12 protein-coding genes are annotated in these 14789 nt (G+C 61.9%); 5 read left to right on the top strand and 7 right to left on the bottom strand.

What is annotated here, in order from left to right; translation table 11 throughout:
• Nucleotides 1-102: 102 nt before the first annotated feature.
• A complete protein-coding gene (locus ASE36_RS14925) occupies nucleotides 103-492 on the bottom strand; it encodes a c-type cytochrome (protein ID WP_062280999.1) in 390 nt (129 codons plus the stop codon).
• 177 nt (nucleotides 493-669) lie between these two features.
• Here ASE36_RS14925 and ASE36_RS14920 point away from each other — a divergent pair, with 177 nt between their 5' ends.
• Nucleotides 670-1116 (top strand): TspO/MBR family protein, encoded by a 447-nt coding sequence (locus ASE36_RS14920; RefSeq protein WP_062280995.1) that lies wholly within the window; start codon nucleotides 670-672, stop codon nucleotides 1114-1116.
• Here the strand turns inward: ASE36_RS14920 and ASE36_RS14915 are convergent.
• The 6 genes from ASE36_RS14915 to ASE36_RS14890 all read right to left on the bottom strand — a co-directional run bounded on the left by ASE36_RS14915 (nucleotide 1100) and on the right by ASE36_RS14890 (nucleotide 7242).
• Complete coding sequence (locus tag ASE36_RS14915) at nucleotides 1100-1384, bottom strand: hypothetical protein (protein WP_062280992.1); 285 nt, start codon at nucleotides 1382-1384, stop codon at nucleotides 1100-1102. The two genes, ASE36_RS14920 and ASE36_RS14915, sit on opposite strands and share 17 nt — an antisense overlap.
• Complete coding sequence (locus ASE36_RS14910; protein WP_062280989.1) at nucleotides 1381-2586, bottom strand: geranylgeranyl diphosphate reductase; 1206 nt, start codon at nucleotides 2584-2586, stop codon at nucleotides 1381-1383. The genes ASE36_RS14915 and ASE36_RS14910 overlap by 4 nt, the downstream gene beginning before the upstream one ends.
• Nucleotides 2587-2625: 39 nt before the next feature.
• Nucleotides 2626-3996, bottom strand: a complete 1371-nt coding sequence (locus ASE36_RS14905) for a BCD family MFS transporter (RefSeq protein WP_062280986.1) — start codon at nucleotides 3994-3996, stop codon at nucleotides 2626-2628.
• A gap of 11 nt (nucleotides 3997-4007) precedes the next feature.
• Nucleotides 4008-4931, bottom strand: coding sequence for a chlorophyll synthase ChlG (gene chlG, locus ASE36_RS14900; protein WP_062280982.1), 924 nt, complete (start codon nucleotides 4929-4931; stop codon nucleotides 4008-4010).
• A 92-nt stretch (nucleotides 4932-5023) separates the two neighbouring features.
• Nucleotides 5024-6463, bottom strand: coding sequence for a transcriptional regulator PpsR (gene ppsR / locus ASE36_RS14895; protein ID WP_062280976.1), 1440 nt, complete (start codon nucleotides 6461-6463; stop codon nucleotides 5024-5026).
• Nucleotides 6460-7242 carry a hypothetical protein gene (locus ASE36_RS14890; RefSeq protein ID WP_062281464.1) on the bottom strand — a complete coding sequence of 261 codons (783 nt, stop codon included), beginning with the start codon at nucleotides 7240-7242 and terminating at the stop codon, nucleotides 6460-6462. The genes ppsR and ASE36_RS14890 overlap by 4 nt, the downstream gene beginning before the upstream one ends.
• A gap of 385 nt (nucleotides 7243-7627) precedes the next feature.
• On the opposite strand from ASE36_RS14890, the gene bchF reads away from it, so the two are divergent.
• Genes bchF through ASE36_RS14870 form a run of 4 tightly spaced genes read left to right on the top strand, consistent with a single transcriptional unit; the run spans nucleotide 7628 to nucleotide 14754 of the window.
• The gene (bchF, locus tag ASE36_RS14885) at nucleotides 7628-8155 is read left to right on the top strand and encodes a 2-vinyl bacteriochlorophyllide hydratase (RefSeq protein ID WP_062281462.1); all 528 of its coding nucleotides are present in this window, start codon (nucleotides 7628-7630) and stop codon (nucleotides 8153-8155) included.
• Complete coding sequence (locus tag ASE36_RS14880; protein WP_062280973.1) at nucleotides 8152-9456, top strand: ferredoxin:protochlorophyllide reductase (ATP-dependent) subunit N; 1305 nt, start codon at nucleotides 8152-8154, stop codon at nucleotides 9454-9456. Before bchF ends, ASE36_RS14880 begins: the two co-directional genes overlap by 4 nt.
• Nucleotides 9453-11009, top strand: a complete 1557-nt coding sequence (gene bchB / locus ASE36_RS14875) for a ferredoxin:protochlorophyllide reductase (ATP-dependent) subunit B (protein WP_062280970.1) — start codon at nucleotides 9453-9455, stop codon at nucleotides 11007-11009. The genes ASE36_RS14880 and bchB overlap by 4 nt, the downstream gene beginning before the upstream one ends.
• Nucleotides 10981-14754, top strand: coding sequence for a magnesium chelatase subunit H (locus ASE36_RS14870; RefSeq protein WP_062280967.1), 3774 nt, complete (start codon nucleotides 10981-10983; stop codon nucleotides 14752-14754). The genes bchB and ASE36_RS14870 overlap by 29 nt, the downstream gene beginning before the upstream one ends.
• The last annotated feature ends 35 nt before the right edge of the window (nucleotides 14755-14789 follow it).

Below are 14789 nucleotides of genomic sequence, written 5' to 3'. Positions count from 1 at the left end.
ACCAACGCATATTCGGAGAAGTCACGCGATCTGTAAACTTTTTTTTACACTTTTGAAAAGTAATTCGCCGGACCCTCCCAGGTCCGGCGGCACTAACTCGAATTATTGAGCCGTGCTGAAGGTTTTCACATAGGCGATGACGTTGGCGATATCCTTGGGATCCTTCAGGCCGGCGAAGGCCATCTTGGTGCCCTTCACCACGCCGCGTGGATCAGCAAGATACGTGGTCAGAAGCGCTTCGTCCCAGGTCTTCCCGGCACCGAAGTCCATCATCGCCTTGGAGTATTTGAAGCCTTCCTTGGTGCCCGGCTGGCGGCCAATGACGCCTTGGAGCGATGGACCGACCTTGGCCTTGTCACTGTCGATGTTGTGGCAGACACCGCATTTCTTAAAAACAATTTCCCCGGCTGCAACGTCGCCTTCCTGGGCGAAGGCGGTGGAACAGATCAGAAGCATGGCTGTGGTGCAGGCGGCAGTGAGAATTCGCGACATGAAGAAACCTCCCATAACATGGCGAAAACGGTAGACTGTAAAATGCATCTTGTCTGGCTGGCCACCGCCAGTCGAAGGAATTTGAGGCGGCCCATGACTGCGGCCGTCGGTCTTGCTTCCTGATCCGTACGCTATTCTATAAGCTATCGCATTACGCAGCAGAATTGGAGCCGGATCATGGCCGCAGTCGTCTTTGTCATCATTGTCCTGGCCGCCGCATCGAGCGGCGCCATCTTCAAGCCCGGCGCCTGGTATGACGGACTGAGAAAGCCGAGCTGGACGCCGCCGAAATGGGCCTTTCCGGTGGTGTGGACCATCCTTTACCTGTTCATCGGCTATGCCGGTTGGCTGGTGTGGAGCGAGGCGGGCTGGACATTGCCAGTCATTCTTTGGGGCGTGCAGATGGTGGCGAATGCGCTGTGGTCGTACTTCTTCTTCGGCATCCGGAGGATGGATCTGGCCTTGGTGGATGTCGCTGTTCTCTGGCTGTCGATCGCAGCCTTCATCCTCGTCGCCTGGCCAGTCTCGCCACTCGCTTCGCTGCTTTTCGTGCCCTACCTTGTCTGGGTCAGTGCGGCTGCAATGCTCAATCATTCGGTTCGCAGCCTCAATCCCGGGGCCTGACGGCAAGCCGCAGCCAGAGGTCCGTGCCATGGGCAACAAGAGAGCCGGCCATCAGGACGGCGACCCATAACACCCCCATGTCTGTCAGTGCCACGCCGACGGCGAGCAACAGGCAACTGCCGGAGAGGGCGTTGGCGAGTAGGCTCCGGAAGAGTGTCCAGGGCATGCGCGATGCCGCGCAGATTGCCGCTGTGCCGAGCCAAAGTACCGCCAGGGCCAGTGCCGTGATCCATCCTGAATTAAACAGATAGTCGACGGCCTGGATCATTTCTGGCTGGCCACCATGCCGAACAACTGGCCGATATCCTTGAAGAAGACCCTGACATGGGCGAAGGGATCGCGTCTCACCAGTTGCTTGTTGAGATAGGATTCCCAAGTCAGCCGCTGAACGTCGGGGTCGGCGCACATGGCAACAAATTTTTCCCGAAAACGGTCGTTGCGGTACCAGACGGCCTGCATCATGCCGAGCACCCAGAAGATGCGGCCATGGGCGCGCATGAAGCTCTCTCGCGCCTGACGTAAAGCGGTGCTTTTTCCGGTCAGGAGAACTTGCTCGACGGCATTTGCCGAAAGCCTGCCACACAGCATGGCGTAGTAGATGCCTTCGCCAGACGAGGGCGCGACCGTGCCGGCGGCATCGCCGGTCAACAGGATGTTGCTACCATTGTCCCAGCGGCGCATCGGCTTCAGTGGCAGTGGCGCACCTTCACACCGAATAACCTTGCAATCGCCCAGCCCGGCCGCGCGACGCAGGTCTGCGGTTGCGAGGCGCAGGTTGTGGCCCTTCACGGCGGAACCGCATCCGATGCTCGTCTGCTCGCCATGGGGAAAGACCCAGCCATAAAAGTCGGGTGAAATGCGGCCGTCATAGATGACGTCGCAGCGATCCGGCTGGAACTGGGCTGGGTCCGGCCGCGCCGGCGTTTCCACGATCTCATGATAGGCAAAGACGTAGGGCGGTTTCCGACTGGCTGGAAAGGCAAGCCGCCTCACCGCTGAGTTGGCCCCATCAGCCCCGATGACCAGGCGTGTCTTCAGCGTCATCGGCGCGCCCTGCTGATCAGCCGTCGTCGGCTCGACCTTCAGTTCCAGGGTGCCATCGTCATGGGTCGTAATAGCCTCAAGCTTGCCGATCAGCAGGTGGGCGCCGGCCGAGGCTGCGCGTTTCCGCAAATAGGGATCGAAGGTCGAGCGGTCGACCATACCCACGTAACCGAGGTCGCCGATGCGCATTTCGACCGTGCGGCCGGAGGGTGCAATGATCCGCGCGGCGGCGGCGCGGGAGACGAGTACCGTTTCCGGGATGTCGAAATCGGCAAGGGTGCGTGAAGGGATGGCCCCGCCACAGGGCTTGATGCGGTTGCAGGGATCGACCAGTGCCACCCGGTATCCCCGTCGCGCCAATTGCTCGGCAGCGATCGATCCGCTAGGGCCACCGCCGACCACGGTCACGTCGTAATCCGTTTGCATGCCTGCCTCCTTGCCGCTGCCCAAGGGCGGGTGCGTGATCTACTCTGCCGGTATTGCCATGCCATCTGTCGGATGCGGTCGCGTCTTCGTTTCTGGTCTTGCCAGCACAAGGGCAAGCAGTGCCGCAGCGAGGAAGAGCGCGGCTTCCATGGCAAAAACGATGGCGAAGGCGGTTGCGTCATCTCCTGTCATGCGCCGACCAATGTCGAGCACGATGGTGCCGAGAACGCCGCCAAGGCCAAAGGCGACAGCCTGAGCTGCGCCCCAGATGCCCATGCGCATGCCGTGATCGGCGCGCGCACCTTTGCCGGCCAGGGTCATCATCATGCCGATCGCCGCTACCGCGAATGCGCCATTGCCTGCGCCGAGCAGAAAGACATTGGCGCCGAGCGGCCAGGCCGGGGCAAAGGTGGTCGAAAGACAGAGAGCCGCAAGAGCCGCTGCCGAGCCGAGGCAGCCGGCGACGATGAAGATGCGGGGCAAAGCGGGGTAGCGCCTGGCGAACAGTGTACCGAGGACGCCGACCAGCGCCATGCCGAGCAGGACGCCGCCATGTTGCGTGCCGGAAAGGCTGGTGGTCTGGCCGGGCGTCCAGCCGAACAGCAGGCCCGCAAAGGGCTCCAGGATCAGGTCCTGCGTCGCGTAAGCAAGCATCGACAGGAAGATGAAGAGCGTAAAGAGGCGCGCCTGCGGGTCTCGCCAGACCTCCACGAGGCTCCGGCGAAACGACACGTCCTCGCCTTCTCCTCTTGGGCGGTCGCCCACTGATGTGGCCTTGCGCTCGATGCCAGCGACGGCTGCCCAGCCGATCAGAAAGGCAACGGCGCCGGTGACGGCGGTGACGGTTACCAGACGCAGGTGGCTGTAGGGATCAAGATTGGCGCCGGTGACCACGGAACTCAGGATGATGCCGATGATCATCAGCATCCAGGTGGCGGTGGCGGCTGCCGCGCGTCTTTCAGGCGCAGTCTTGAGTGCCATCAGCGCCAGAAGCGACGTTCCGCAGGCGCCAATGCCCATGCCGATCAGGATATAAGCGATGATCGCGGTGATCAGCCCAAGCACGAAATTCTGCTCGAACAGAAAAGTGGTCGCTGCCGCAGCCGTGCCCGACAGAGCGAGCAGAGCAAGGCCGCCGAGGATCCAGCGCGTGCGCGAGCTTCCGATGTCGGACTTGTGGCCCCAGACCGGGCGGGTGATCTGGACACCGTAATGAAGCCCGACAAGCAGACCGGGGATCAGGGCCGACAGCTGCAGTTCTACGATCATCACGCGGTTGAGGGTCGAGGTGGTGAGAACCACGATCGCCCCAAGGGCGGCCTGTACGAGACCCAGGCGCAGGATGGAGAACCAACTCAGGCCCTGGTTGCGCGTCTGGCGGGCTGCTGGATATGGGGTGGTTCGGGACATGACAATCTCCCTCAGCCGGTGGTCGGCAATGCGGGCATGGCCGTCGCGAAAGCAATGGCGGTCACCATCATGCCGGTCACGTACAGCCCGACACCAACGGCGGAGTACCAGACCGCCTTGCCTTCAGGATCCCGTATGAAGCTTGGCATGCACAGCATCTGGGCCAGCAGGAGTACGCCGACAAGCAGCGCTCCCATCGACAGCTGCAGATGCAGCAGAAGCAGGATCACGCCGGCCTGTGCCGTTCCCATGATCAGGCAAGCGATGACGGCGGAGTTGCGCGGACCGTGGAGAACCGGAAGCGTGTTGATGTCCATTTCACGGTCCCCTTTGATCGCCTTGAAGTCGTTCAGAGTCAGGATTCCGTGGGCGCCGATGCCATAGAGCAAGGCGACCAGCAGAAGTGGCATCGAAGGCGTTGCGCCGAAAGCCGCCGCTGCCGCAGTGATCCACGGCAGCGTCTCATAGCTGAGGCCGACCACGCCGTTACCAATCCAGCCGTTTTGCTTGAAGCGCAATGGCGGCATGCTGTAGCCCCAGGCGAGCACCAGGCCGAGCGTGCCAGCGGCGAGCACCAGGGGACCGAGCATGGCGGCGACACAGAGTGACAGAACCGACATGATGAGTGCCACATAGAGGCCCCAGCGCCCAGGCATGCGGCCCGACGGGATCACGCGGTGCGGCTCGTTGATAGCATCCACGTGACGATCGAACCAGTCGTTGACCGCCTGGCTCATGCCGCAGAGCAGGGGACCTGCGAGAAGGATGCCGATCAATAGCGGCACGAGCCGGCTCGACAGCGGCGCCCCCGAGGCGATCGCGCCACAGGTATAAGCCCACATCGGCGGAAACCAGGTGATGGGCTTGAGCAAAGCCAGCACTGCACCTGCCGAGGGGTAGGTTGCAACCGGTCCGTGGGTGGGTGTGATAGCCATGAACGAAGGCTAAGCGTGCACCGCGGCTGTGTCAACTAAAATTGACACTCTGTGCCTTGTCCCGCGATGCTATCCGGGTGCTGCCTCGGCTCTCAGCTGCCTGGGCGATAGTCTTCCAGGCCGTAACGGCGCAGCTTGATGTACAGGCTCTGACGCGACAGGCCGAGAATTTCTGCGGCATAGGCGCGGTTGTTGTTTGTCTGGTCAAGCGCTGCCTCGATGCAGATTTTTTCGATCACATCGAGGGATTCGCGCATGAGATCCTTGAGCGGCACCTTGCCCACCAGGCTGGAGAACCCCTCCGCCTGATCTGGGGCCCCCGGCGATGGAATGGTGAGTCGCTCAGACGGCGCTGCCTGTGGAACCAGGATGAAGTGCACGGTGCCGGTTTCGCGGCTGAAACGGGCAGACAAGCTGACACTCCGCTCGCCCGACAGATTGTCGGTGAGCGTCGACGAGAAGCCGCGAATGAACTGTTCGTCCTGAAGACGGGCATAAAGGACGCGGATGTCGATGGCCGACGAGGCGAACCAGATGGCGAAGTTGCGGCCGATGACCTGGTTGAGCGACGGCGCGTGGACGAGATCGAGAAACAGATCGTTGGCAGCCATGACAATGCCGTCGGTATCAGTCTGCACCGCCGCTTCCGGCAGGTCTGCCAGATCGACCGAGGCGGTGGCTGCCACCGGTTCGTTGCGCTGGCGCCTGGTTTCCTGTTCTTCTGTCGCTGGCCAGAGAGCCAGGACGAGGTTTGTCACGCCGTTTTCGCGATAGGAGCGAATGGTGGCTGAGACGCTGTCGCCACGCGCGCTACGCAGGTTGTCGACATGCACGGCATTTGGGCTGTGGCGGGCTTCCCCAATCGCATCTCCGAGGCGATCCCTGTCCTGCTTGTGGAACAGGTCGCGCAGTGGCTTGCCGACTGCCGGTCCGCCACTGGGCGACAGAAGCGCCATGGCGGATGCATTGGCATCGAGAACCGTGCGCTTTTCGCCGTCCATCATCACATAGGCGGCGGCAGCGACCTTGAAAGCCGTGCGATAACGGGTTTCGGCTTCCTGCAGTTCGCGATAGTCGGCTTCGAGTTCCATCTGCGCCTGAACCAAGCGCTGCTGGTCCTGAAATTGCTGGCGCAGTTCGCGGCCGACGACGATGCTATAGGGCAGATCCTTGCTGGAATAGGCGGAATAGACCACTGGCAGGTCGGGCTTGGAACCGCATTTGTGATTGACCTGGTAGCCGCGGACGGGATCACGCGTGTTGTCACTGGCCAGCAAGGAATCGATCTTCGGGACAGATTCAATCGTCACGCAGTCCTGCAGGCGCTTGCCAACGGTCTTAGCAAGGCCGTATTCCGCCAGTTCCGGATTGCTGCAATAGACTTGCGATATAATGGCCGTCTTGTCGATCAGCATCACGACGTCGGCGCCGAGGCTGACGAGGGCCCCTACGGCCTCCGGATCAAGCGTCTTCAGCAGGCTTTCTGCGATCGGAGTGCCTTGGGGTCCGTGTTGGCCGTTGAGGGGCTTCATTGAGTGAGCCAATCGATTCCGCTGGGCGTGACTAAAGCCGTTCCACCGGCCTCGCGCGACTGCTGGCCGATGCGTTGAAGTTCACAGTAGTTCTGGCAAATCTTCACTGCCGAGTAAACACTGTCGCAGATGCAGTCAATCCCCAAACCCACAAGCAAATCAATGGAGTTCAGGGCCCCGGCGCCCCCTACGATCAGAGGTAGCTGTCGGTCCTGTCGCTGCCGTCGGATATCGTGCACCAGCCTCTCAAACTCGCCGGCGAGGCGAATGTTGCTCCATCCGATGCAGGCGACATCGGCACGATCGACGGAGGGGGCAAAGTTTCGACCCTTGTGCTCCGATGGCTCAAGAATCCGCCGGCTCCAGCCGAGCGTATCAAACAGCAGGCCGATCATGTGCGGCATGAGGGTGTGCTGCTCGCCTGCGGGTGTGAGAATCAGGGCATGGGGGGCGGAAATATCACTATCTCCATCGCGATAAGGGCGGGAAAGGCATTGCACGATTTCCTGCAATCGCGCTGTCCCGATGGTGACGTCGATGAAATCGCAGGTGTCGGACGTCCATTCCTTGCCCAGTAGCCGGGCCACCGCTTCCAGAAACAGGACTTTAACATAGTCTGGGCGGCCCCGAGGCAGCTGCTCTTCAAGGTAAGCGAGCAAAGAAGCCATTCGGGTTCTCGGATCAACGACAAGAAAACGAAATTCGGCGAGCGCCTTTTCATAAAGGCGGTCGTGCTCCATACCGACGTCGTAGCGTGCCGAAAGCCTTTCGGCCGTCATCGAGACCACCGTTCCCTTTATGATGCGCCGGAGCGCTTCGCTATCACTGGGATGTAGGTAAGCCCTACGATTGCTGGCCACAAGGGGGCGTGGACATGTCTGCCCCTGAGAATTCGTGGATTCTGCGCCCGCCACGGGCTCTTCCACGACGCTAATCGATCCCTCCATCATCCCGCGCCCGCGCCTCCCTCAGCGAAAAACGGTCATCCCGTCCCAGCTGGTCCGCAACATGGACTTGAAGGGCGTGGAACCAGAATGACTCCACTTCGAATTTCTGTAAACAAAAATATACGTCAAACAAAGTTGACACTTTGGCTTTCGCGGGGGTACTCTTTTTGCAATCCCGATAGCCCGCGGGAGGCATTGGGAGAGGGAACCGATGGGCATGCCAGCCGGAACAGCGCCGAAGCGCCCGCTCTATACCCAGGAAGAACGCCAGCGGCGTGATGCGAGTGGCTGGACCCTGGTGCAGGGGCTTCTGGCTCCCTTCCAGTTCCTTGTTTTTGCCGTGAGCCTGGTTCTCATTCTGCGTTTTCTTCTGACCGGTGAGGGGCTCTTTGCCGCTCAGCTTTCCGTTGTCGTGAAGACGCTGACGCTCTACGCGATCATGATCACAGGTTCGATCTGGGAAAAGCACGTTTTCGGGCGCTATCTCTTCGCACCGGCGTTCTTCTGGGAAGACGTCTTCTCGATCCTGGTGCTGGCCCTGCACACGACCTATCTCGCCGCGCTCTACACCGATTCGCTTGGTGCCTTCGAGCTGATGCTGCTCGCCCTTGCAGCTTATGCGACCTATCTCATCAATGCCGTGCAATTCCTCTGGAAGCTGCGATTGGCGAGGCTCGACCAGACCGGACGTCAGGCGGCCTCCTCTGCTCCTCTGACCGCCATGGGCGTGGAGCATGCCGGATGAACCAGCCGCTCCCCACCCCCTGCAATACCGGAAGCACGATTCGCCAGCGCGGTCAGCACGAAGTGTTCTGCGGGCTGACCTCGATCATCTGGCTGCATCGCAAGATCCCGGATGCATTTTTCCTCGTGGTTGGGTCGCGCACCTGTGCCCATCTCATCCAGTCTGCCGCCGGCGTGATGATCTTTTCCGAGCCGCGATTTGCCACGGCCATCATGGAAGAGCGCGATCTGGCCGGTATGGCCGACATGCATGACGAGCTGGACCGAGTGGTCGAAAAGCTCCTGGAGCGACGCCCCGAGATCCGCATGCTGGTGCTCGTGGGCTCCTGCCCCTCCGAGGTGATCAAGTTCGATCTCGGTCGTGCCGCCGAACGACTGAATGCCCGTTATGCCTCGCGGCCGCGCGTTCTCTGCTATTCGGGTAGCGGGATCGAAACGACGTTCACGCAGGGCGAAGACAATTTCCTTGCAGCCCTCGTGCGCGGTCTGCCCGGTGACGTTCGCTTAGGCCGACCAGCACAGCTCGTCGTTGCCGGATCGCTCGCCGATGTCGTCGAGGATCAGATGGCTCGGCTCCTCGCCGATCTCGGCATCGAGGATGTCGTCTTTCTGCCCGGACGCAGCAGCGATGTGCTGGCGCCGATCGGCCCGCAAACACGTTATGGTCTGGCCCAGCCCTATCTTGGTGCGACCGCTGCCGCGCTCGAATCTGCTGGTGCGCGGCGCATTGATGCGATCTTCCCGCTCGGCGAGGAAGGCACCACCGCGTGGCTCCAGGCGATTGCAACGACATTCGGTGTCTCCGCCACCCGCTTCGATGCCGTGACAGCCGCCCCGCGCCGCAGGGCGCGCGAAGCCACCGCGCATTACCGCCCCTGGATCGAGGGCAAGCGGATCTTCCTCTTCCCCGATTCGCAGATGGAGCCGTCGCTCGCCCGATACCTCAACCGCGAGCTTGACGCCGAGATCATCGAAGTTGGCAGCCCTTACCTGCACCGAGAGCATGTCGCAGGCGAACTTGCCATGCTGCCACCGGGCGTCTCCATTTCTGAGGGCCAGGACGTCGAGGTTCAGATCGACCGGTGCCGCGCCGCGCGCCCTGATCTGATAGTTTGTGGCATGGGCCTTGCCAATCCCTTCGAGGCGCAGGGGCTCGTCACCAAGTGGTCGATCGAATTCGCCTTCACCCCGATCCATGGCTATGAACAGGCCGGTGACCTGGCTGAACTCTTCGCACGGCCGCTGATGCGTCAGAGCCTCCTGTCCGGCGCGGCCTCCCCGTCACGGAGGGCAGCCTCATGAAGCTCACCATGTGGACCTATGAAGGACCGCCGCATGTCGGCGCCATGCGCATCGCTGCTTCGATGACCGGTGTGCATTACGTGCTGCATGCACCGCAGGGCGATACCTATGCCGACCTGCTGTTCACGATGATCGAGCGTCGACAGTCTCGACCGCCGGTCACCTACACCACCTTCCAGGCGCGGGATCTCGCTTCGTCAACCGCCGATATCTTCAAGACCGCCTGCCAGAATGCCGTGGACCGATTCCAGCCGGACGCTCTTCTCGTCGGCGCCTCCTGCACGGCCGAATTGCTGCAGGACGATCCGGGCGGTCTCGCAAAAACGCTCGATGTCGGCGTGCCTGTCGTGGCGCTCGAATTACCGTCCTATCAGAAGAAGGAAGCCTGGGGCGCGGCCGAGACCTTCTATCGTCTCGTGCGCAGCTTTGCCGGTGGTGTCACCCGACCGGCGAAGATTGCGCCGAACAGCTGCAATATCCTCGGTCCGACCGCGCTCGGGTTCCGAAATCGTGATGACGTCACCGAGATTACCCGGCTTCTGAAGGAGAATGGGCTCGACGTTCGGGTTGTCGCCCCCTTGGGCGCTTCGCCAGCCGATCTCAGCCGGCTGCCGGAGGCCGCATTCAACATTGTGCTTTATCCCGAGATCGCCGATGTGACCGCGCGCTGGCTGAAGAAGACGCATGGCATGCCCTTCGTCTCCACCGTTCCAATCGGCGTACAGGCGACCAAAGTCTTCATCACTGAAGTCCGGGCGATGGCCGGACTTCCTGCCACGGTGGACGCAGTAGATATCCAAGAGCGCTCCACCTGGTACGCCAAGTCGGTCGACAGCAATTACCTCACCAACAAGCGTGTCTTCATCTTCGGCGATGCGACACATGCGATTGCTGCCGCCCGCATCGCCAGCTGCGAACTCGGCTTCAAGGTCTGCGGGCTCGGCACCTATATGCGGGAATTTGCCCGCGAGGTGCGCGAGGCGGCGCAAGAGTTCGGCATCGAGGCGCTGATCACCGACGACCATCTCGACGTTGAGCAGGCGATCATCGCCGCCCGCCCCGAACTGGTGCTCGGCACGCAGATGGAGCGGCATATCGCCAAGCGCATGCGGGTTCCCTGCGCCGTCATTTCGGCCCCCGTGCATGTGCAGGATTTCCCCGCCCGCTACTCGCCGCAAATGGGTTTTGAAGGTGCGAATGTCATCTTCGATGCCTGGGTGCATCCGCTGATGATGGGGCTGGAGGAGCATCTCTTGCAGATGTTTCGCGACGACTTCGAATTTAATGACGGCGCGGTCGCCTCGCATTTGCACGAGGCAGGCTCGGTGGCGGCACCGGAGATGGCTGCCCCGACCGTCCTGGCCCAGGTCGTTGATCAGGCTCTCGACCAGCCGGTCGGCTGGACCGTTGAGGCCGAAAAGGAACTGAAGAAAATCCCCTTCTTTGTGCGCGGCAAGGCCCGTCGCAACACCGAGCTCTTTGCCGCCGGCAAGGGCATTCAACCGATCACCGTGGAGACGCTGTATGACGCGAAAGCCCATTTCGCCCGCTGACAGCACCCCGGTCCGGGTGGTGCTGGTCACGCTCGACAATCACATGGGTGCGGCTGTCGACGACGCCCGCCGCAAGCTTGCTGCAGATCTGCCCGGACTCACCCTGTCAGTGCATGCGGCGACCGACTGGAACGAGGATCAGGCAAGCCTCGACGCCTGCCGCCAAGCGATCCTCTCAGGCGACATCATCATTGTCTCGATGATCTTCGTCGAAGAGCATGTGCGGGCGATCGCCGATGTGCTGGAAGTCCGGCATCGCGAATGCGACGCCATGGTCTGCTGCATGTCAGCCGGCACCATCATGAAATACACGTCCATGGGCCGCTTCCGGATGAGCGAGGAGCAGAAGGGTCCCCTGGCGCTGCTCAAAAAACTTCGCGGAAAGAGCTCGCGCGGCGGCAAGGACAATGGCCGGACAGCCGGCGAACGGCAGCTTGCCATGCTGCGCCGCCTGCCGCAGTTGCTGCGCTTCATTCCAGGCACCGCCCAGGACGTGCGCAACTATTTCCTGACGCTGCAGTATCGCATCGCCGCGTCTGACGAAAACATCGCCAACATGGTGCGGCTGCTGGTCGGCAAATATGCCAAGGGGGAGCGCAAGGCCTTGACCAGCCGGCTGACCGTTGGCGATCCCGTCGACTATCCAGAGGTTGGCGTCTACCATCCTGGCCTCAAGCCAAGAGTGACAACCCGTGTTTCTGATCTGCCCTCTACGCCTGGCGCGCGCGGCACGATCGGCGTGTTGTTGATGCGGACCTATATCCTGTCGGGTGATACCGGGCATTATGACCGCGTCATTCGCGAACTTGAGATCCGTGGCTTCAACGTGGTGCCGGTGTTCTGCAGCGGGCTCGATATGCGCGGCGCGATCGAGCGCTACATGCTGCCGGAAAATGGTGGCGTCGCGATCGATGCGCTCTGTTCGCTCACCGGCTTTTCGCTGGTTGGCGGTCCTGCCTATAGCGATGCTGCGGCTGCTGCCCGGACGCTGGAGGGGCTGGACGTTCCCTATCTCTCGGCTTTCGTCACCGAATTCCAGACCAAGGAAGCCTGGCTTTCCTCGTCGCAGGGCCTGACGCCGATCGAAACCACGCTGATGGTCGCCATTCCGGAACTCGATGGTGCGACCGGCTCCATGGTCTTCGGCGGTCGCTCCGACGGCGGCGGCAAGCCCCAGGCTTGCATCTGCTCGCGGGAGCTTGGTGTCTGTCCGTCTGGTCGTTCCTGCATGCAGCCCGATGCGGAACGCGTCGAGCTTCTGGCTGATAGGCTGGCGGCGATGGTGGATCTCCGCCGCAAGATGCGGTTCGAGCGGCGGATCGTGATCACACTGTTCAACTATCCGCCGAACAGCGGCAGTATCGGGACAGCGGCCTATCTTTCGGTCTTCGAGAGCGTGTTCGAGACCATGCGCCGGCTGAAATCGGAAGGGTACGATGTCGCGCTGCCGGCGGATGCAGAAGCGCTCAAGGTTGCACTGCTTGAAGGCAATGGGCCGCTTTATGGCACGGAAGCCAATGTGCACACGGTCATCCCGGCCGATCAGCATGTGCGTCATGAGCAGCATCTGGCCGAGATCGAAAAGCAGTGGGGTCCGGCGCCGGGTCGGGTGCTGAGCAACGGCCGCGGCATCTTCGTGTTCGGGCAGCAGTTCGGTAAGTTGCTCGTCGCGATCCAGCCGCCCTTCGGCTACGAAGGCGATCCGATGCGGCTGCTGTTCGAAGGTGGCTTTGCGCCGAACCATGCCTTCGCCGCCTTCTATCGTTATCTGCGCGAGAGCTACCGCGCCGACGCTGTGCTGCATTTCGGCACGCATGGCGCTCTCGAATTCATGCCTGGCAAGCAGGTCGGGCTGTCGGGCACCTGCTGGCCGGACCGGCTTTTGGGGTCCCTGCCGAACTTCTATCTCTATGCTGCCAACAATCCATCCGAAGGCACGATCGCCAAGCGCCGTTCGGCTGCGACCCTGATCTCGTATCTGACTCCGCCGATCACCCATTCCGGTCTCTACAAGGGTCTGAGCGACCTCAAGGGCAGCCTCGACCGCTATCGTGGCGCGGCGCCGGAGGCTCTGGTCGAGCGCGAACGGCTGTTCCAGCTCATCCAGGTTCAGGGGCAGCAGTTGGAACTAGGCAAGGATACGCTGGGGCTCGCCGAAGCCGATGTGATCCGGCATCTCGTCGCCGAGGTGGCCGAGGTCGAATATGCGCTTATTCCACATGGCCTGCACATTGCCGGTCACGCCATGGACGAGGCCGAACGGCTGGAGATGATCGAGCATGTTGCCGCCAACATGCCAGCGGTCGGGCGCGATGGTCGTCAGGCGAGCCTTTTGCCCGCCATCGCCCGGATGGATGCAGCCACCATCACCCGGATGGTGAAGGACGCCGATGCCGAGTTGCAGGATTGTGTCGCCAAGCTTTCGACCATGAACCTGGAACTCTCCCGCAATGGCGAGATCGACGGTCTTGTTCGGGCGCTCGATGGCCGCTTCGTGATGCCGTCGCCCTCAGGCGACCTGTTGCGGACGCCGGAACTGCTGCCGACCGGTCGCAACATCCATGGTTTCGATCCCTTCGGCATTCCGAGTGCCTTCGCAATCCAGGACGGAGAGCGCCAGGCAGCCAAGGTGCTCGACCGTTATCTTCTGACCGATGGGCGGCTTCCCGAGACGGTCGCCGTCGTGCTGTGGGGCACCGATAATCTGAAGACCGGCGGCGCGCCGCTCGCTCAGGCCATGGCACTGATGGGGGCGCGTCCGAAGCTCGACGCGTATAACCGTGTCTGTGGTGCGGTTCTGGTGCCACTAGAAGAATTGAAGCGTCCGCGCATCGATGCTGTCATGACGCTGTCTGGCATCTTCCGCGACCTCCTGCCGATCCAGGCCAGCATGCTGGCGGAAGCGAGCTATCTCGCCGCCATTGCCGACGAGCCGGTCGAAATGAACTTCATCCGCAAACATGCGCTCGTCTATTGCGCGGCGCATGGCTGCGACATCGAAGCGTCTGCGTACCGCGTCTTCTCCAATGCCGACGGCGCCTACGGCTCGAATGTGAACATGCTGGTCGCGTCCTCTTCCTGGAGCGACGATGAGGAAATTGCCCAGACCTACAGCAACCGCAAGAGCTTCGCGATCAATCGCCGGGGCAAGACCAGCCAGCAGGTCGATGTCTTCGACGCGATGATCGGGCAGGTCGATATGGCCTATCAGAACCTCGATTCCGTCGAGATCGGGGTCACCACCATCGAGAACTATTTCGATACGCTGGGCGGGCTGACCAAGGCGGTATCACGCGCCAAGGGCGGCGCTTCCCTGCCGGTATTCATTTCCGACCAGACCCAAGGCGAGGGTCGGGTCCGGACGCTCGGCGAGCAGGTGGCGCTTGAAACGCGCACCCGCACGCTGAACCCCAAGTGGTTCGAGGGCATGCTGAAGCATGGCTATGAGGGCGTGCGCAACATCGAGACGCAGGTGACCAACACCTTCGGCTGGTCCGCAACGACGGGTGATGTCGACCCCTGGGTCTACCAGCAGATCACCGAGACCTTCGTGCTCGACGCCGCCATGCGCGAACGGCTGGCGACGCTCAATCCCGCGTCGGCTGCGCGTGTGACCGCGCGTCTGATCGAGGCCCATGAACGCAATTACTGGCAGCCCGATGCAGACACCATCGCTGCTTTGAAACAGGCCGGCGAGGAGCTGGAAGACCGGCTCGAAGGCCTGGTCAGGGAGGCTGCCCAATGAACATCTACACGCACGGCAAGACGGCGGAACGCGAT

This window comes from Rhizobium sp. Root274 (assembly GCF_001429245.1).
Taxonomy (GTDB): domain Bacteria; phylum Pseudomonadota; class Alphaproteobacteria; order Rhizobiales; family Rhizobiaceae; genus Allorhizobium.
Note: the sequence above shows the minus strand (reverse complement) of the source record. Positions and strands in the feature narration are given on the sequence as shown.